We start from the raw sequence: 17,179 nt of genomic DNA, 5'->3' as shown, positions 1-17,179 counted from the left end.
ATCAAAGTGCCGGACGAGCCAGCAAAACCACAAGACACTAAGTACTATTCATTACCGGAAGAGGCGCTTGAGTTCTTTCCCGACGAATGGCGCCAAAGCTACCAAGCCATGGCAGACAACGGACGGGCAGCGCTGGACGCCGTGGAGATAAAGAGTACCTGCAGCTCTATAGGATATCGAACTCCTTCACCGCGCTAGTGGCGCTGAAACATGCGCACAAGCGACTATCAGAACACAACTTCGAGCCCAGTATGAATGCCTTTATGGAGCTCGATATGCTCACAACGGCATTCGTTGTGCTGCGCCTGAGCTGGTTGCCGAGTACGTCCGCGATTGGATAGCCGCACCAGTTTCGCACCAGAAAGGACGTGAACGAAACGATGCGAAACGCCTTGAAATCGGACGAAAACGCAGAAAAATCAACAAAGCCAATGGATATCCTGCCGCTCATAACGATCTGGTTGCAAGTTCAATTCCCCGGGCTTCCCGTGTGTACAATCGGTTGCGGGTGAGTGGAGGCCCGGCGGATGGGGTGCGACACCAGGAACGCACCAATTTGCGGTAAGTCGGGTTGCTTCGAGATCGGACTGGTGCCGCGCCTCTTCGTGCATCGGATAGGTGTTCTGCTTCCCCTCTCGGGGCTCTTAGTCAGAATTGCCCGTCCTTTGCGCGCGAAAATCTGCGACAAGCTTCGACCTGGCAAGTTCGTCTCTGATTTGGGAAGTCTGGCGATGATAGATGTAGGTCGCTTGTGACCGGACAAGTCCCACGAACTGCGCTTGGAATCCATACGACTGCCGCGGCTGTCGAGATTGAGGCCCTCAATGTCGAAACGAGTCATGCAGCCTACGGCTGACACGATCGACCCATCTGCGCCGCTACGTCTAGATGTTGCCGCCAAAATAGCCTTCCCGGATGGATCTATGACCGCTTCTGGCCTGCGAAGAGAAGGCGCTAGAGGTCGACTGACTCTCGAACGGATCGCGAATAGAGACTATACTACCCTTGAAGCTATCAAGGCCATGAGGGAGTTATGTCGCGTCCAAGCAAAGGGATCAGACTCTACAAGAGAAAGGCCCGATACCGAGACGGAAAACTTGTTCACCAGGCGGTCTGGATTATCAAAGATGGAGATCGCCACATCGCCACGGGATGCGTTGCAAGCCCGACTGAAACGAAACCGCCTCGAGAGGCAGAGCAGGCCCTAGCGGATTACATCGCCGAAAAGTATCAACCCGAACGCCGCCGGCAGGATATCGAGGATATCGACTGTGCTGACGTACTGTCGATCTATCTGACCGATATTGGCGAACCGAGCGACCAGTTCGAGATCGGAGCTAGGATTGACCGCCTCAATGAATTCTGGGGCGGCAAGAGACTGTCCGCGGTCAATGCCCAGACCTGCGCCGCATATGTCAGGCATCGTGGCAACCGCGGTGGTGCACGCCGGGACCTGGAGACATTTCGTGCTGCCATCAACCATCATGCGAAAGAAGGCTTTCACCGGGGCTTAGTGCGCGTGTCACTTCCGCCGAAGGGAGTTCCGCGCGACCGATGGCTTACGCGACAGGAAGCTGCGGCGCTTATTTGGCATTGCTGGCGGCATCGAGAGAAGCAGACGATCCATTCAGGAGCGTCGAAAGGTGATCCGGTCAGCACGAACCGTCGGCCACTGAGACATGTGGCCAGATTTATTCTGATCGGCCTTTACACTGGCACTCGGGCTGGGGCTATTGCGTCAGCCTCGCCGTATACGGAGCGGGACCGCTCTTACGTCGACCTTGAGCACGGGATATTCTACCGAAAGCCGATCGGGAAGCGTGCAACCAAGAAGCGCCAGACTCCAGCGCCCATACCCCCGCGGCTGCTCGCCCACCTGCGGCGGTGGAAAGATCGCAAGCTGATCGCCACGTGCTTCGTCGAGTTCAACGGCAAGCCAGTCGCATCGGTAAAGAAGGGGTTCAGCAGAGCCGTCGGGCTGGCTGGCCTGCCCGGCAAAGTCACCCCGCATACCTTGCGCCATACCGCCGCGACCTGGCTGATGCAGCGGGGCGTATCAATCTGGGAAGCAGCCGGGTTCCTAGGAATGTCCCCGGAGATCTTGCAAGACACCTATGGCCACCATCACCCCGACTACCTGCAAGGTGCGGCGGTTGCGATCGGTCAAAAGGGCTTCAATGTTTCGGTGGCCAAAACGGTGGCCAGCCCCATCGAAGATCGTACGCAGGAGAGAAACTCTGGGAAAAAATGGTCGGAGCGGCAGGATTCGAACCTGCGACCCCTGCGTCCCGAACGCAGTGCTCTACCGGGCTGAGCCACGCTCCGACTTGGGAAGCCGGCTTATAGCGTCGGGTCTGCGTCTCCGCAAGGCGCACGGGGCAGGAAATCGCAATGAAATGGTCGATCGCCCGCGGATGGGTTAACTGCTTGAGCTCACGAAGCTTTGCCCGTCGGCTATGGCCCGGGCGCAGCTCAGCGGCGCATTTGCGTGCTTCATTCGCAGGCTCACGCCCGCTATAGCCGGGCGCGGAAGCCGCCGTCGTCCCGTACCAGTGATGCCCGTGCCAGACACCAACGCGATCGAGACCAGGATCCTGCCCGCCGACGCGGCAGGAATCACGCAAGCCGCGGCGACGTTCGCGCGCGGCGGGCTGGTGGCGTTCCCGACCGAAACCGTCTACGGGCTCGGGGCCGATGCCGCCAATGCCGCCGCGATCGCCCGCCTCTACCAGGCCAAGGGCCGGCCGGCCTTCAATCCGCTGATCGCCCATGTCGCCAACATCGCGGCCGCGCGGCGGATCGGTCGGTTCGATGCCACGGCCGAACGCCTGGCCGATGCGTTCTGGCCGGGACCGCTGACCCTGGTGGTGCCGCAGGCGCCCGGCTGCACCGTCGCGGATCTCGCCACCGCCGGCCTCGACACCGTCGCGATTCGCATTCCCTCGCATCCGATCGCGCGGGCGCTGCTCGCAGCGTTCGGCGGCGCCGTGGTGGCGCCCTCGGCCAACATCTCCGGCCACGTCTCGCCGACCACCGCAGCCCATGTGGCAGCCGATCTCACGGGGCGCATCGACCTGATCCTGGACGGCGGACCGGTCGAGGTCGGCGTCGAATCGACGATCGTCGGCTGCTTCGAGCAACCGACGCTGCTGCGGCCCGGTGGCGTTCCAAGCGAGGCGATCGAGACCATGCTCGACCGGCCCCTGACGCGGCCGGCACCGGCCGAGCCCGAGGCGTCCGAGCAACCGCTGGCACCGGGCATGCTGGCCTCGCATTATGCTCCGCGCGCCCGCGTGCGCCTCGACGCCAGCGAGGTCGCGCCCGGCGAGGCGCTGCTCGCCTTCGGTCCCCTGACCCTGCCCGGTGCCGCTCAGGCCGTCGCTGTTCTCAACCTGTCGCCATCGGGTGATCCGGCAGAGGCGGCGATGCATCTTTTCGGCTATCTTCGCAGCCTCGATGCCAAGGGCGCGCGCAGCATCGCCGTGATGCCGATCCCGAACGACGGACTGGGCGAGGCCATCAACGACCGGCTGCGCCGCGCCGCCGCGCCGAGATAACATTGGAAGCGACCGACCATGAACATCAGCCAGCCTCCCTCTCCGCCGCTGCCGCCCGATCTGATCGCGCAATTCGCCGCCATCGTCGGCGAGCGCCAGGCGCTGACCGCGGAGGCCGATGTCGCACCCTATGTCACGGAGGAGCGCAACCTGTTCCACGGCCGCTCGCCGCTGGTGCTGCGTCCCGGCTCGACCGCGGAGGTCGCGGCGATCTGCAAACTTGCGACTGCGCATCGGATCGCGCTGACGCCTCAGGGCGGCAACACCGGCCTCGTCGGCGGCCAGACGCCGCACAATGGCGAGGTCGTGGTGTCGCTCAAGCGCATGGATCGCATTCGCGAGGTCGACACCGCCTCCAACACGATGATCGCCGAGGCCGGCGTCGTACTACAGGTGGCGCAGCAGAAGGCCGCCGAGGTCGACCGGCTGTTTCCGCTGTCGCTGGGCGCTGAGGGCAGCTGCACCATTGGCGGCAATCTCTCGACCAATGCCGGAGGCACCGCCGCGCTGGCCTACGGCGTCGCGCGCGAGATGGCGCTGGGCGTCGAGGTGGTGCTGGCCGACGGGCGGGTGCTCAATGGGCTGTCGAAACTGAAGAAGGACAACACCGGCTACGATCTGCGCAATCTCTTCATCGGCGCCGAGGGCACGCTCGGCATCATCACGGCAGCGAGCCTGAAGCTGTTTCCGAAGCCGCGGGCGATCGAGACGGCGTTCGTCGGGCTGAAATCGCCGGAAGATGCGCTCAAGCTGCTTGCCATCGCGCAGCGCGAGGCGTCGGGCAGCCTGACCAGCTTCGAGCTGATCGCCCATATCGCGCTCGACTTCTCGATCCGTCATGTCGCCGGCAACCGCGCGCCGCTCTCGGGCCAGCATCCGTGGTTCGTGCTGATGGAGCTGTCGTCCTCGCGCGACGATGCGCGGTCGACGCTGGAGACCATCCTCGAGCAGGGCTTCGAGGGCGGCATCGTCGACGACGCCGTGATCGCCGAGAATCTCACCCAGCGCATGGCGTTCTGGAAGCTGCGCGAGGACATCTCCTGGGCGCAGAAGCCCGAGGGCGGCTCGATCAAGCACGACATCTCGGTGCCGGTCGCCGCGGTGCCGGCGTTCATCGCCGAGGCCAATGAAGCTGTCGTCAGGAAAGTCCCCGGCGCGCGGCCGGTACCATTCGGGCATCTCGGCGACGGCAACATCCACTACAATGTCAGCCAGCCGGTCGGCGCCAACACGGCCGACTATCTGGCGCGCTGGCACGAGGTGAATGCGGTCGTGTTCGAGATCGTGCTGCGCATGGGCGGCTCGATTTCGGCCGAGCACGGCATCGGCGTGCTCAAGCGCGACGAACTGCCCGACGTCAAGGACCCGACCGCGATTGCGCTGATGCGCGCCATCAAGGCGCAGTTCGATCCGCTGGGGATCATGAACCCCGGCAAGGTGCTCTAGGCTTTCGAACCTCTCATGGCCCCTGCTCTCACGATCTCCGACATCACCGATGCCGACGTGCCCGCGATCATCGCGCTGTGGCAACGCTGCGGCCTGACGCGGCCGTGGAACGATCCCGCCGCCGACATCGCGCTCGCCCGCCGCGGCGATGATTCCACCGTGCTCGTGGGACGTGCCGCTGGCGCCATCGCGGCGTCCGCGATGGTCGGCCATGACGGCCATCGCGGCTGGGTCTACTATGTCAGCGTCGATCCCGATCATCGCGGCCAGGACCTCGGCCGCGCCATCATGGCCGCCGCCGAGGACTGGCTGCGGGCACGCGGCATCGCCAAGCTGATGCTGATGGTGCGCGGCGACAACACCAAGGTTCAGGAGTTCTACCAGGCGCTCGACTATGCCGTGCAGGACAGCGTCGTGTTCTCGAAATGGCTCGACGGCCGTCCGCCCACGCCCGGCATGACATAGAGGTCCAGCATGAGCATCTCCGACCGCATCCGCGTGCACGAGAGGCGCGTGCTCTCCGACCATTACGGCACGCTGACCTCGACCAGGTTCGAGTGGCGGCGCGACGACGGCACGTGGCAGATGCAGAGCCGCGACGTGTTCGACCGCGGCAATGCCGCGGCGATCCTGCCCTACAATCTCGCCCGTCGCAGCGTCATCCTGGTCAAACAGTTCCGCTATCCGGCCTTCCTCAATGGCTATGACGACCTGCTGATCGAGGCCGCCGCCGGACTGCTCGACAATGTCTCGCCCGAGGAACGCATCCGCCTCGAGGCCGAGGAGGAGACCGGGTACCGGCTGCACGACGTCAAGTTCGTGTTCGAGGCGTTCATGAGCCCCGGCGTGGTCACCGAGAAGATCCACTTCTTCGTTGCCGAATACGAGCCCGGCATGCGTGTCAGCGCCGGCGGCGGACTCGCGCATGAGGGCGAGGAGATCGAGGTGCTGGAACTCGGGATCGACGAGGCGCTCGCGATGATCGGCGACAAGCGCATTCAGGACGCCAAGACGATCATGCTGCTGCAGCACGCGGCGCTGCGGATTTTCGTCTGAGCGCGACCGACGGCTCGGTCGCGGGTCGCACCTCTGTCGCCTTGATGCAGCCTGCCTTAGAACAAACTCCCCTGCCCATCGTCCGCTGGTGCGGCTGCAACCTTCCGGGGCGCAACTTTTCTCGCCGGCTTGCGCTGCGCCTCCTCCGCGGCACGCATCTCCGCCGTGATCGGCAACAGCAATTGCTCGTCGTCATTGGCCACCGTATTGACGCGCGTCGACACCTCGTACCAGGCGAACTCGCCCTCTTCGGGCCCCACCAGCAGATGCATCACCTCGTCGGCATCGTCGCTGCGGCAGTCGAGCCACAGCGAAAAATCATCCGGCCTGATCGTCACCGGAACGCGGTGATGCAGCGTCGCGAGATCGCCGCGCGCAGCCGCCGTGAGAAGCGCGACCGTATCGACCTCCTCGCCGTTCGGTCCCATCCAGGTCTCCGCGAGGGCTGCGAAACCGAGCGGCGCGCGATCGCTGCGGTGGATGAAGAACGGCCGCTTGCGGCCGTCGATCACCTGCCATTCGTAATACCCGTCAGCGGGCACAAGCACGCGGCGCCGCCGGATCGCATTCTTGAACGCAGGCTTCTCGCGTACGGTCTCCGAACGTGCATTGATCAGCAGCGTGAAATTGCGGGGATCCTTCACCCATGCGGGCATGAAGCCCCAGCGCATCAAGCGAAAATGCCTGATCTCCCGATCCAGCAAAATTACGGGGATCGGCTGCGTCGGTGCAATATTGTGGCGCGGCGGAAAGTTCGGCTGCTCCTCATAGCCGAAGATCTGCCTGAGAGCCGCGGGTGGTGAAGTGATCACGAAGCGTCCACACATAATCTCACTCAAATGGTCGTGTGTTCAGCACCTTTTAACTTGGGTTGCCAACACTGCAGCGGATGACCGCAGCGGCGACCCATTCCGTGCCTTCCGATCGCACGACCCAACGACCGGCTGGCAGCGCTATTGATCCGGCGCGCGCCGCGATCCTGCGCGCCGCCAACATCAACCCGCGCACCGGACTCGCCACCGACTATCTGAATCATTTCAACGAGGCAGTCATGCTGCTCGAAATGATTCCCGACATTCCGGAATGCGCCGAGGACTTCCTGGCCTGGTCGCCGCTGACCTATCCAGAACATTTCACGCACACCAATTTCAAGGCCCGCGATCTCGTCATCGAGGCCTATGAGCAGGCCGAGCCGGCGATTCGCGACCGCTTCGATCATCTCACCAAGACCATGACCGACATCCTGCTGGCGGTCGGCACCGCGATGCGCGAGGCCAAGCAGGACGCGACCAAGGCCAAGCTCGCGGAGCAGGCTGCCGGCTGGGTCAAGCCGCTGGTCTCCCAGGCCGGCGGCATCATCAACGGCGACATCGAGTTCGATCCGGAACCGGTGTCGGAAGTCGATGAGGTCGATGCCGTCGACGCCATCATGGCGAGCTATTGAGTTGCGACGTACTGCCAGCGCGGCGGTCTTCACGGTAGAGTGCAGACCCCTGCTGGAGCCGCCCGCATGACGACTGAAACTCCGCCCCGTCATCCCCAACTCGCCGTCAGCGCCGCCATCTTTCGCGACGGCAAGATCCTGCTGGTGCGCCGCGCCCGCGCGCCGGCCAAGGGCGTCTACACCCTGCCCGGCGGACGGGTCGAGTTCGGCGAGGACCTGCACGCCGCGATCGCGCGCGAGGTCATGGAGGAGACCGGGCTTTCGATCGCCGTCGTCGGCCTTGCCGGCTGGCGCGAGGTGCTCCCGGCCAGCAGCGGCGGCAAAGGCGGCGGCGGCCATTACGTGATCCTCCCCTTCGCCGCACGCTGGCAGGCGGGCGAGGCCCGCTTGAACGAGGAGCTCGACGACGCCCAGTGGCGCGTTCCCGAAGCGCTCGATGGCCTCCCCCTGACCGACGGCCTGCCGGACATCATCGCCGCCGCGCGAGCCCTGGTGTAGCCGCCTTGCGCCCGCCGCCCAGCAAAGGCATATGACGTCCGTGCATATCACATCCAACCGCCTCCTGGCCGTCCTCATGCTCGTGCTGGCCTGTGCCGTCGCCCCCGCGCGGGCGCAGGACGCGGCTGCGCCGTTCGATGGCGACCTGCAGCGGCTGGCCGAGATCCTCGGCACACTCCATTACCTCCGCGGCATCTGCGGCAGCAACGAGGGCGCCAAATGGCGCAACCAGATGCAGGCGCTGATCGATGCCGAGACGCCATCGGGCGAGCGCCGCGCCCGCATGATCGCCGGCTTCAACCGCGGCTATAACGGCTTCCAGCAGACCTACCGCACCTGCACGCCGGCCGCGATGGTGGCGATCCGCCGCTACATCGACGAGGGCTCCAAGATCTCGCGCGACCTCACGGCACGCTACGCCAATTGAGGCGGTTATCCCCGATTGCGTTAACCTTGTTAACCTTTCCTAAAGAACTGGCCTAGGCGTCCGCGCCCTGCGTGGTAAACCTCACTCGTCCGGCGCGCCCGCGTTCGGATTTCCTTGCGCCGCGGCGCCCCGCCAGACTGAATTCAATGAGCTTCCCCGTTACCTTCAGCGCCCTCCCCGACGTCCTGCCTGACCATGAGCAGAAGCAGGCCGCGCTCAGCTATCTCAACGAAGCCTGGGCGGAAGCGCGCCATGACGGCGTCGATGGCGACTGCCTGGCCCAGGCCAGCCTGTTCGCCGCGCTCGCCGAGTTCGTGACGACCTATGGCGAGGACGCGGTCGCGACCTTCGTCGAGGGGTTTCCCGAGCGCATCCGCAACGGCGAATTCTCGCTGTCGCGCGTGACGCAGTAGGTTCGAAGACTCCGACGTATCCGTCTTCACATCTCAAACAGCACTCAGACATGCCTCATCGTCCTCGCGGCGCATTTCGCGTCCGAGCGATGACCCACGTTCGTCCCTCGTTCAGTCGAGGGCGCAGGGAAGGCTGGGCGTCGGCTGACGCCCATGGCCCCCGTGCGAACAAAAAGCACGGGGCAGGAACCACAGGTGCAGCCGGATGAGCCCAGCCTTCCCTGCGCGATGGTTTTAACGCCTGCTTCGTGCTCTCCCTGGGGACCGGCTTGATTGCCCCCATCGCCCGCGCCGACACTCTCGCATCGATCGCCGGCTTGACCTCGGCACCGGGAGGCCAGGACCACACGACTTGGTCGTCCGCATCGCAATTGTTCGTCCGCGCGAGCCAAAGCCACGCTGCAACCCGATACGTCCACCGCCTCCCCGCCTCGCGTCTCGTGACGACCGCGCGTACGCCCCTCTCGATGAGGCGGGATGGGTCGAGGAATGGCACGAATTCTGGAAAAAAGAAAGACGAATTCTGCAACCAAATGGTGCCGCGCGCGCGATCGCCTTGAGGTGACGCACGAAATTGCCGTTTCGGCGCGTGGGTTTTGTGGAGTTGTCGTAGCTGAGAGCGTCGCCAGGACGAGCAGATCGTGGCCTGATTCGCCCGACCGGCGGCCCTCACCCGATTGTCCTCAGTGAGCCGATGCGCTGCGACACGCATGCTGGCGACAGCGCGCGCCGCGTCATGGGTCGCGATGTTCGAGGAATTCCTTCACCGGCCCGACGAAGGGGTGCATGAACTGGCCGAGCATGCCGCCGGGGATCGGCTTCACCGTGCCGTATCTGACCGGCCAGCGATCCTTGGGCAGATGCCAGGTTCCGCCGATCATGTCGAACAGCGGCGTGTGGGCTGCGTAGTTCTTGTCGAGCGCCTCGGCGTCCGACGCGTGGTGCCAATGATGGAATTGCGGCGTGACGATCACATAGCGCAGCCAGCCCACATCCATCTTGATGTTGGAATGGATCAGCACGGATTGCACCGAGATGAAGACGAGATAGGCGAAGATCGTGTCCTGCGGGAAGCCGAGCAGGACGATCGGCACCAGCACCAGAGCGCGCGTTGCCAACGGCTCGAGGAAATGCAGGCGCGATCCCGAGAGCCAGTCCATGTGTTCCGGCGAATGATGGACCGCATGGATTCGCCACAACCACGGCACCTCATGATAGGCGCGGTGGGCAACGTATTCGACGGCATCAGCGGCCAGGATGACCAGCAAGAAGCGGACGAACGCCGGCAGGGCCACGACATGTGCCTGCAGTGACGGGCTGATCGCCCAGGCGAAAGCGTCATGGGCAAAATGGGTCGAGACCACCAGGAAGACGCCGATCAGCAGGTGGTTGACGCCGAAATAAGCGAGATCGAGCCTCCAGCCGGGACTGAGCGGCCCCTGCTCCGGCCGCACCCGCGGGAAGACCCACTCGAGCAGCACGAAGGCAGCCCCCGTGAAGAAGAGGTCGAGCACCAGCCAATCGAGGCCGAGATAGAAGCGCGGCTGAAGAAAATCCGGCGTCGGCACGTAGGGCCCGCCCAGCAGCGTGGCGAGGAAGAGCGCGCTGAGGCCGATCGCAGCGCTCAGCCGCAGGCCGCCAAGCACGATCCCGACGACGCCGAGCCAGGCACCGACGACCATGGTGACCGCGAGGGTGAGGCGGAGCAGCTCGACGTCGTAATGGACGCGCAGCTCGGGCGTCGTGAGGAAGGCGGGGTAGCGCAGGCACAGCACCGCAGCGACGCTGAGCACGCCGATCGCGGCGCAGAGAGAACTGCCAATGCGCCCTTCGCCGATCCGCGGCCGTGAACTTTCCTGCACCATCGACGGTCCCCCCAACAAAGATCCTCAGGCACGTCCGCATAGGCGCGCGAGAGTTTTCCCAAGTCCAACGGCCAGGGTAAGCAGATGGCCGATAAGAGTTAAAATTACCGCAAGCCAACGTCCCCTTTTGGGTCAGAAACAGCCGTTCGTCCGCTCAATGGCCTACCCCCGCTGTCCCGCCAAAGCGGACATCCCGGCGCCGGGCTGGAGTCCGAGATGGGCCAAGCGCAGTCGTTACTGCGGTGCTCGGGGTAATCCCGGCCGCGTGGCCAAGAACGCAGTCCTCTGGGAGAGCGCCGACCACCATCGACTGAGCTTGATGTGCTTCCGCAAAAGCGCCGCCCCTTCGGGGGCCATCACAAAGTAGCCGATCATGGGCGCGAGGTGGATATCAGCCAACGACAAAGTGTTACCGACGAGGTATTGCCCCTGGCCAGAAACTGTCTCCAGAGCCGAAAGTACCTTTGGCGTTGCGTCGAGGCCCCGTTGAACCTCGCTTTCGTCAGCCGATCGCTTCAAGCGCGGCCTGAATACCCTGTGCGAAAAGACCTGTCTTACCAGAGGCCAATAAGCGTAGCTGTCCACGATCGACATGATCTGACTACAGCGCGCTCGCTCGGTTGGCTCGGTGGGCTGGAGCTTCGGACCATCAAAGGCCTCATCCACGTATCGCGTGATGGCGCCCGTCTCGTAAACGAAGAAGGCGTCGTGGACCAGCGCAGGAACGCGCTTGAAGGGATGGATGACGAGGTAGCTTGCAGGTACATTTTCGGAGAACGGATTTACTTCAATCCAATTGTGCACCACTCCCTTTTCATGGAGAGCCAACCGAGCAATCCACGAGTATACGCTGTACTGGTAGCCGTGCAGTTCGACTGTCATGCGCTCTGTCACTCGCAATGTGATGTCGAGAGCCTACCTACTTGGAAACATCTACAAGGTCACAACGATTTCCCCTTCGGGTCAAGAGCTGCACTGTCCTTCGAAGGTCACGAACGCCCGTCTGCATCCCGATAGCAACCGTCGTCAGCGCCAGCCAACTCCCTGGACGGGCCAGAAGCAGATGTCGAGCGGCACAATACGAGGTCCGAAGCGCGCTCTTGGCTGAGTTGATCCGAAGGTGGCGTTTGCACGGCCCGAAGGCGAAGAGCGAGTCTCGGGGCTGGAACTCGATCTCAGCCGCCAGCTTTGGGCGTATGCCAGCAGCCGGCCCACGCCCTCATCCTTGCCGCCAGCGAACGTGGCACGCAGCATCGGCTCGCGGTGGCGATCACCGAAGCTTACTTCCTTGGCGCAAAGAACATCGGTGATGCAGATGTGCTCGCCGGCATTGCCGCAGACTATGGGTTCGAGCGTGCGGAAGCACACGCAATCGCCCTCGACCCCATCCAGCACAAGCGCGTCGAACAGGAGGCAGGCCGATCTGCGGCAGCAGGCATCCGCTCAGTGTCCCATGTCATCTTCGGCGGACGCGCCGCGATCGGCGGTAGCCAGAGCGAAAACGAGATCGCTCTGCACGTCCAAGAAGCCGCGCCCAGGTCATTCAGCAAAAATAGGAAGGGAGCCTATTGACCGCCTCACCTTCAGTGAAACCCCGACAGACTTGTCAGCGCATGGCCCTGCGTCTCATCGCACGACGATGACAACTTCTCAGAAGGCCAGCAATGGGTCAAAGGCAGCCTTGCGGCCACTCGACGGCTGATGTCCGGGTTCCCCGCCAGCGATGACCAGACCATCCGAGATAGGTCAATGGACGACCTTCGGCGCGGCCCACACGAGTTCCGAACTGATACCGACGAGCGAAAGCGATATCCGGAGTCTTACGTGCGGCATCGGTGAACCCGGATGCCGAAGGCTTATCAGAGGTTTGCGCGTGGATGCGCCCTCCCCTATCGGCAGCCATTCCGCATTCGAAACCTTCACAGGATAGTTTTTGGAGGCTTTTGAAAGGAATGAACATGTCCCCTTAACGAAAACGAGAAATACTAGGGAGCTGATCTTCACCTATCTCAGTGACCACAGTACCGAACTTGCGCGAAGTCTCGATAGCCGTGTCGCGAGCTGGTCACCGCCGAACCGAAATCCGGAATGCCATCACGGCAGAGCAGCCGAGTTGGCAGCGACCACGTGAAGACTTCAGTTGAGGAAACGTTGAAGGGAAAGTCGGGGATTTCTGATGATTGCGCCAGAAGAAGAGAGGATGCTGAAGACGCTCCTGGTCGAGATGTTCGGCAACATTAGCAGCATGCGGCGCGAACTCGCCGCTCTTCAGGGCGACAAGGGCAGCTTCGCGTCGATGACCGACACCCTCGACGCGATCGTGGAAAACACGGAAGTCGCCGGGAACACGATCCTCGAAAGCATGGAGGCGATCAGCGCCAGCGTCGCCAAGTTGCAAGGCGTCAAGGACCCGGCGACCGTGGCGGTCTGCGACGAGATCGTCGACAGCACCAACAAGGTGTTCGAGGCCTGCGCGTTTCAGGACCTCACCGGGCAGCGGATCACCCGCGTGGTCAAGTCGCTGAAGTTCATGGAGGAGCATATCAACCGGCTCGTCCGCATCTGGGGAAAAGATGAGCTGGCGCGGATGGCGGCCGAGCTTGCTGCCCCGAGCACGCCAAGCCTGTTGAACGGGCCGCAGCGGACGGGCGTGGCGATTTCCCAGGACGACATCGACAAGCTGTTCGGGTGAACGGCCGCGAGGCGCAGTAGGCGCTCCGCATCCTTGCGAGCGATAAACGCAGTCCGCAAGGCGGGCAAGGCAACCGTCCGCGGGGCGGTCGCGTGCGAACAGCGTCGCTGTTACGCTCGCAGCGTTTCCATGAAGCGCACCGGCTCGCCCGTCGCCGGCGTCAGCAGCTCGCCCTGCCACATCACGCGCTGGCCGCGCACGAAGGTGCCGACCGGCCAGCCGGTGACGCGCACGCCGTCATAGGGCGTCCATCCGGCTTTGGAGGCAATCCATTCGTTGGTGATGGTCTCGCTGCGCTTGAGGTCGACGATCGTCAGGTCGGCGTCGTAGCCGGCGGCGATGCGGCCCTTCCGGGCGATGTTGTAGATGCGCGCGGGGCCGGCGCTGGTGAGGTCGACGAACCGTTGCAGCGACAGCCGGCCGGCGTTGACGTGATCGAGCATGATCGGCACCAGGGTCTGCACGCCGGTCATGCCGGAGGGCGACGCCGGATAGGTCTTGGCCTTCTCCTCGGCGGTGTGCGGGGCGTGGTCCGAGCCGAGGATGTCGACGATGCCCTGGTGGACGCCCCACCAGATCACGTCGCGATGGTCGGCGGAGCGCACCGGCGGATTCATCTGCGCGTAGGTGCCGAGCCGCTCGTAGCACTCCGGCGCCGCGAGCGTGAGATGATGCGGCGTCGCTTCGACGGTCGCGACGTCCTTGTGGTCGCGCAGGTAGACGATCTCTTCCTTGGTCGAGATGTGCAGCACGTGGATGCGCTTGCCGGTCTCGTGCGCGAGGTTGACGAGACGCTGGGTGGCGCGCAGCGCCGCCTCCTCGTCGCGCCACACCGGGTGCGAGCGCGGGTCGTTCTCGACGCGCAGGTCCTTGCGCTCGTTGAGGCGATACTCGTCCTCGGCGTGGAACGCGGCGCGGCGGCGGATCACCTGGAAGATGCGGCGAAGGCTGTCGTCGTCCTCGACCAGCAGTGAGCCGGTGGAGGAGCCGACGAACACCTTGACGCCGGCGCAGCCCTCGGCGCGCTCCAGCACCGGCAGCTGCTCGACATTCTCGCGGGTGCCGCCGATGAAGAAGGCGAAGTCGCAATGCATGCGATGGCGCCCGGCTGCGACCTTGGCGGTGAACGCCTCCTCGGTGACCGTCAGCGGATTGGTGTTGGGCATCTCGAACACGGCGGTGACGCCGCCCATCACGGCGCTGCGCGAGCCGGTTTCGAGATCCTCCTTGTGGGTCAAACCAGGCTCGCGGAAATGCACCTGGGTGTCGATCACGCCGGGCAGCACGTGCAGGCCCTTGCAGTCGATGATGTCGGCAGCCGAGGCGGCGCCGAGATCGCCGATCTCCACGATGCGTCCATCTGAAATGCCGATGTCGCGGACGCCTTCGCCGTCCTGATTGACCACAGTGCCGGATTTCAGAATGACGTCGAACCGCTGGCTCATGAACCCCTCATAGGATTTCATTCTCCTGACAACCCCAAGACAGATCGATCATGCTGCGCGCCTGCCCATTTGCTGGCCTCTCAAGGCGCGCGCCTCTCAATCTTTAGAATGAAGCCACCGCGCGGGGGCGTTTCAGCCTTGTGGTTTATGCCAGGGCGGCTTACGTTTCAGTGCGGCCTGTCGCAAGAGGTTTTTCGAATGAAAGCGACGTTTCTCGACGACCGGGGCGTGGTCCAGGTCAGCGGCGACGATGCACGCAAGTTCCTCAACGGGCTTTTCACCACCGACGTCAGCAAGCTCCAACCCGGCGACGCCCGGTTCGGCGCGCTGCTGACGCCGCAAGGCAAGATCATCGTCGATTTCCTGGTGACGCAGGTGTCGTCGCCGGCCGAGGGCGAGCGTTTCCTGCTCGACTGTCCGCGCGCGCTGGCGCAGGCGCTCGCCGACAAGCTCAACGTCTACAAGCTCCGCGCCAAGGTCTCGGTCAGCAATCTCTCCGACCAGGTCGGCGTGATCGCGGTCTGGGATGGCGCCATTGGCGCCACGCCGGAGCCGAGCTTCACCGATCCGCGTCACGAGAGCCTCGGCGCGCGCGTCATTGCGTCACAGGGAGCGCTTCAGGACATTGCCGCAGGGCTCGGTGCCGAGATCGTCGGTTCCGATGCCTATGAGGCGCATCGCATCGACTGCAGCGTGCCGCGCGGCGGGCTCGACTTCATGTATGGCGACGCCTTCCCGCACGAGACCAACATGGACCGGCTGCACGGCGTCGATATCGGCAAGGGGTGCTATGTCGGCCAGGAAGTCGTGAGCCGCATGCATCATCGCGGCACAACGCGCACGCGCACCGCGCAGGTCCTGCTCGACGGGCCGAGCCCCGAGCCGGGCACGCCGATCACGGCCGGGGACAAGAGCGTGGGCACCATGGGCTCGGCCGCACGGCAGAAGGGCATGGCGCTGCTACGGATCGACCGCGCCGCCGAGGCGATGGCGGCGGGAACGCCGCTGACCTCCGGCGGCCTCACCGTGCGCATCGCCGACCCCGACGCGCTGCAGGGCGCGCCGAAGCAGACGGTCGCCTGACCGGGTCAACATGAGCCGCGCCGCAGTCGTCCATCCCGATGGTCTGACGCGCTGCCCCTGGCCGGGCAGCGATCCGCTCTATGTCGCCTATCACGACACCGAGTGGGGCGTGCCGGAGTACGACGATCGCGCTCTCTACGAGAAGCTGATCCTCGACGGCTTCCAGGCCGGGCTGTCGTGGATCACGATCCTGCGCAAGCGCGACAATTTCCGCCGCGCCTTCGATGATTTCCAGCCGGAGAAGATCGCGCGCTATGGCGACAAGAAGATCCACGCGCTGATGAACGATGCCGGCATCGTCCGCAACCGCGCCAAGATCGAAGGCACCATCCTGAGCGCGAAATCCTGGCTGAAGATCCAGGAGGAGAGCGACGGCTTTTCGAAGCTGCTGTGGGACTTCATGGACGGCAAGCCCAAGGTCAATGCCTTCAAGACCACCGCGAGCGTGCCCGCCTCGACGCCGCTGTCGATCAAGATATCCAAGGAGCTCGCTTCGCGCGGCTTCAAGTTCGTCGGCCCCACCATCGTCTATGCCTTCATGCAGGCGACCGGGATGGTCAACGACCATCTCGTCACCTGCTTCTGCCACGAGACCTGCAGCGGCCAGCGCCGCGCCCCGCGCCTCAAACCTTCCAGATGACAACAGAGAAGTCCCCGAGCGGGCACGACCGCGTCTGGCAGCGCATGCTGTCCGGCCGACGGCTCAACCTCATCGATCCCTCGCCGCTCGACGTCGAGATCGCCGACATCGCCCATGGACTGGCGCGCGTGGCGCGCTGGAACGGCCAGACGTCGGGCGCGCACATCTTCTCGGTCGCGCAGCACACGCTGCTGGTGGAGACGGTGATGCGCGCGCGAAAACCCAACATCGATGCGAAGCTGCGGCTGGCGGCGCTGCTGCACGACGCGCCGGAATACGTCATCGGCGACATGATCTCGCCGTTCAAGGCGGTGCTCGGCGGCAGCTACAAGAGCGTCGAGAAGCGGCTGCTGAGCGCCATCCACATCCGCTTCGGCCTGCCGGCGGAGATTGCCCCCGAGATCGAGCGCCAGATCAAGGCGGCCGACCGCGGCTCCGCCTATCTGGAGGCGACCCGGCTCGCGGGCTTCTCCGAGAGCGAGGCGAAGAAGCTGTTCGGCCGCGACCCCGGCCTGCCCGAGGCCACCGTGACGGAGTATCTGACGCCGTGGAGCGCGGCCAAGGCGGAAAAGCGGTTCCTGACCCGCTTCAACCTGGTGCTGGGGTCCTGAGG

At 64.2% G+C, this 17,179-nt stretch carries 18 protein-coding genes, 1 tRNA gene and 1 pseudogene; 14 read left to right on the top strand and 6 right to left on the bottom strand.

Going from position 1 to position 17,179, the window contains the following annotated elements; translation table 11 throughout:
- Positions 1-1,204 precede the first annotated feature (1,204 nt).
- On the bottom strand, positions 1,205-1,504 hold the full coding sequence (locus HL666_RS34070) for a hypothetical protein (RefSeq protein ID WP_246741431.1): 300 nt from the start codon (positions 1,502-1,504) through the stop codon (positions 1,205-1,207).
- Between the two features lie 9 nt (positions 1,505-1,513).
- On the opposite strand from HL666_RS34070, the pseudogene HL666_RS34560 reads away from it, so the two are divergent.
- Positions 1,514-2,074, top strand: a pseudogene (locus HL666_RS34560) (site-specific integrase); the annotation flags it as partial.
- 174 nt (positions 2,075-2,248) lie between these two features.
- On the opposite strand, the gene HL666_RS03650 reads toward HL666_RS34560, so the two are convergent.
- Positions 2,249-2,325: transfer RNA gene (locus HL666_RS03650), tRNA-Pro, on the bottom strand.
- A gap of 230 nt (positions 2,326-2,555) precedes the next feature.
- On the opposite strand from HL666_RS03650, the gene HL666_RS03645 reads away from it, so the two are divergent.
- From HL666_RS03645 to HL666_RS03630, 4 genes are read left to right on the top strand one after another with little or no spacing between them, the layout of a single operon-like run.
- Positions 2,556-3,557: an L-threonylcarbamoyladenylate synthase gene (locus HL666_RS03645; RefSeq protein WP_172179914.1), complete on the top strand. Its 1,002-nt coding sequence runs from the start codon at positions 2,556-2,558 to the stop codon at positions 3,555-3,557.
- A gap of 18 nt (positions 3,558-3,575) precedes the next feature.
- Positions 3,576-5,003 carry an FAD-binding oxidoreductase gene (locus tag HL666_RS03640; protein ID WP_172179912.1) on the top strand — a complete coding sequence of 476 codons (1,428 nt, stop codon included), beginning with the start codon at positions 3,576-3,578 and terminating at the stop codon, positions 5,001-5,003.
- Positions 5,004-5,018: 15 nt separating this feature from the next.
- A complete protein-coding gene (locus tag HL666_RS03635; RefSeq protein WP_172110773.1) occupies positions 5,019-5,468 on the top strand; it encodes a GNAT family acetyltransferase in 450 nt (149 codons plus the stop codon).
- A 9-nt stretch (positions 5,469-5,477) separates the two neighbouring features.
- Positions 5,478-6,059 (top strand): NUDIX hydrolase, encoded by a 582-nt coding sequence (locus HL666_RS03630; protein WP_172110774.1) that lies wholly within the window; start codon positions 5,478-5,480, stop codon positions 6,057-6,059.
- 56 nt (positions 6,060-6,115) lie between these two features.
- Here HL666_RS03630 and HL666_RS03625 read toward each other — a convergent pair whose 3' ends face one another.
- Positions 6,116-6,886 (bottom strand): SOS response-associated peptidase, encoded by a 771-nt coding sequence (locus HL666_RS03625; protein WP_172110775.1) that lies wholly within the window; start codon positions 6,884-6,886, stop codon positions 6,116-6,118.
- Between the two features lie 86 nt (positions 6,887-6,972).
- On the opposite strand from HL666_RS03625, the gene HL666_RS03620 reads away from it, so the two are divergent.
- The 4 genes from HL666_RS03620 to HL666_RS03605 all read left to right on the top strand — a co-directional run bounded on the left by HL666_RS03620 (position 6,973) and on the right by HL666_RS03605 (position 8,841).
- A complete protein-coding gene (locus HL666_RS03620; protein WP_172110776.1) occupies positions 6,973-7,503 on the top strand; it encodes a hypothetical protein in 531 nt (176 codons plus the stop codon).
- A 66-nt stretch (positions 7,504-7,569) separates the two neighbouring features.
- The gene (locus HL666_RS03615) at positions 7,570-8,001 is read left to right on the top strand and encodes an NUDIX hydrolase (RefSeq protein WP_172110777.1); all 432 of its coding nucleotides are present in this window, start codon (positions 7,570-7,572) and stop codon (positions 7,999-8,001) included.
- A gap of 31 nt (positions 8,002-8,032) precedes the next feature.
- On the top strand, positions 8,033-8,428 hold the full coding sequence (locus tag HL666_RS03610; RefSeq protein ID WP_172179910.1) for a TIGR02301 family protein: 396 nt from the start codon (positions 8,033-8,035) through the stop codon (positions 8,426-8,428).
- 146 nt (positions 8,429-8,574) lie between these two features.
- Positions 8,575-8,841, top strand: a complete 267-nt coding sequence (locus HL666_RS03605) for a hypothetical protein (RefSeq protein WP_172110779.1) — start codon at positions 8,575-8,577, stop codon at positions 8,839-8,841.
- A gap of 734 nt (positions 8,842-9,575) precedes the next feature.
- Here the strand turns inward: HL666_RS03605 and HL666_RS03600 are convergent.
- The gene (locus HL666_RS03600; protein WP_172110780.1) at positions 9,576-10,706 is read right to left on the bottom strand and encodes a sterol desaturase family protein; all 1,131 of its coding nucleotides are present in this window, start codon (positions 10,704-10,706) and stop codon (positions 9,576-9,578) included.
- A 234-nt stretch (positions 10,707-10,940) separates the two neighbouring features.
- Positions 10,941-11,588 carry a glutathione S-transferase family protein gene (locus tag HL666_RS03595; protein WP_172179909.1) on the bottom strand — a complete coding sequence of 216 codons (648 nt, stop codon included), beginning with the start codon at positions 11,586-11,588 and terminating at the stop codon, positions 10,941-10,943.
- 381 nt (positions 11,589-11,969) lie between these two features.
- Here HL666_RS03595 and HL666_RS03590 point away from each other — a divergent pair, with 381 nt between their 5' ends.
- Entirely contained in the window at positions 11,970-12,278 is a 309-nt protein-coding gene (locus HL666_RS03590; protein WP_311975686.1) for a thioredoxin domain-containing protein, read from the top strand.
- Positions 12,279-12,882: 604 nt separating this feature from the next.
- A complete protein-coding gene (locus HL666_RS03585; RefSeq protein WP_172110782.1) occupies positions 12,883-13,398 on the top strand; it encodes a protein phosphatase CheZ in 516 nt (171 codons plus the stop codon).
- Positions 13,399-13,508: 110 nt separating this feature from the next.
- On the opposite strand, the gene HL666_RS03580 is transcribed toward HL666_RS03585, so the two are convergent.
- Positions 13,509-14,843 (bottom strand): dihydroorotase, encoded by a 1,335-nt coding sequence (locus tag HL666_RS03580; RefSeq protein ID WP_172179908.1) that lies wholly within the window; start codon positions 14,841-14,843, stop codon positions 13,509-13,511.
- A 198-nt stretch (positions 14,844-15,041) separates the two neighbouring features.
- On the opposite strand from HL666_RS03580, the gene ygfZ reads away from it, so the two are divergent.
- Genes ygfZ through HL666_RS03565 form a run of 3 tightly spaced genes read left to right on the top strand, consistent with a single transcriptional unit; the run spans position 15,042 to position 17,177 of the window.
- Entirely contained in the window at positions 15,042-15,926 is an 885-nt protein-coding gene (gene ygfZ / locus HL666_RS03575) for a CAF17-like 4Fe-4S cluster assembly/insertion protein YgfZ (RefSeq protein WP_172179907.1), read from the top strand.
- 10 nt (positions 15,927-15,936) lie between these two features.
- Positions 15,937-16,566 carry a DNA-3-methyladenine glycosylase I gene (locus tag HL666_RS03570; protein ID WP_172110785.1) on the top strand — a complete coding sequence of 210 codons (630 nt, stop codon included), beginning with the start codon at positions 15,937-15,939 and terminating at the stop codon, positions 16,564-16,566.
- Complete coding sequence (locus tag HL666_RS03565) at positions 16,563-17,177, top strand: YfbR-like 5'-deoxynucleotidase (protein WP_172179906.1); 615 nt, start codon at positions 16,563-16,565, stop codon at positions 17,175-17,177. The genes HL666_RS03570 and HL666_RS03565 overlap by 4 nt, the downstream gene beginning before the upstream one ends.
- Positions 17,178-17,179: the final 2 nt, after the last annotated feature.

Origin of the sequence: Bradyrhizobium aeschynomenes (genome assembly GCF_013178945.1) — a bacterium.
GTDB classification, from domain to species: Bacteria; Pseudomonadota; Alphaproteobacteria; order Rhizobiales; family Xanthobacteraceae; genus Bradyrhizobium; species Bradyrhizobium aeschynomenes.
This window is presented reverse-complemented; position numbering and strand designations above follow the sequence as displayed.

Coding starts and splice junctions, on each gene's coding strand:
- HL666_RS03645 (WP_172179914.1), top strand. CDS start 2,556: ATGCCCGTGCCAGACACCAACGCGATCGAGACCAGGATCCTGCCCGCC.
- HL666_RS03640 (WP_172179912.1), top strand. CDS start 3,576: ATGAACATCAGCCAGCCTCCCTCTCCGCCGCTGCCGCCCGATCTGATC.
- HL666_RS03635 (WP_172110773.1), top strand. CDS start 5,019: ATGGCCCCTGCTCTCACGATCTCCGACATCACCGATGCCGACGTGCCC.
- HL666_RS03630 (WP_172110774.1), top strand. CDS start 5,478: ATGAGCATCTCCGACCGCATCCGCGTGCACGAGAGGCGCGTGCTCTCC.
- HL666_RS03625 (WP_172110775.1), bottom strand. CDS start 6,886: ATGTGTGGACGCTTCGTGATCACTTCACCACCCGCGGCTCTCAGGCAG.
- HL666_RS03615 (WP_172110777.1), top strand. CDS start 7,570: ATGACGACTGAAACTCCGCCCCGTCATCCCCAACTCGCCGTCAGCGCC.
- HL666_RS03610 (WP_172179910.1), top strand. CDS start 8,033: ATGACGTCCGTGCATATCACATCCAACCGCCTCCTGGCCGTCCTCATG.
- HL666_RS03605 (WP_172110779.1), top strand. CDS start 8,575: ATGAGCTTCCCCGTTACCTTCAGCGCCCTCCCCGACGTCCTGCCTGAC.
- HL666_RS03600 (WP_172110780.1), bottom strand. CDS start 10,706: ATGGTGCAGGAAAGTTCACGGCCGCGGATCGGCGAAGGGCGCATTGGC.
- HL666_RS03595 (WP_172179909.1), bottom strand. CDS start 11,588: ATGACAGTCGAACTGCACGGCTACCAGTACAGCGTATACTCGTGGATT.
- HL666_RS03585 (WP_172110782.1), top strand. CDS start 12,883: ATGATTGCGCCAGAAGAAGAGAGGATGCTGAAGACGCTCCTGGTCGAG.
- HL666_RS03580 (WP_172179908.1), bottom strand. CDS start 14,843: ATGAGCCAGCGGTTCGACGTCATTCTGAAATCCGGCACTGTGGTCAAT.
- ygfZ (WP_172179907.1), top strand. CDS start 15,042: ATGAAAGCGACGTTTCTCGACGACCGGGGCGTGGTCCAGGTCAGCGGC.
- HL666_RS03570 (WP_172110785.1), top strand. CDS start 15,937: ATGAGCCGCGCCGCAGTCGTCCATCCCGATGGTCTGACGCGCTGCCCC.
- HL666_RS03565 (WP_172179906.1), top strand. CDS start 16,563: ATGACAACAGAGAAGTCCCCGAGCGGGCACGACCGCGTCTGGCAGCGC.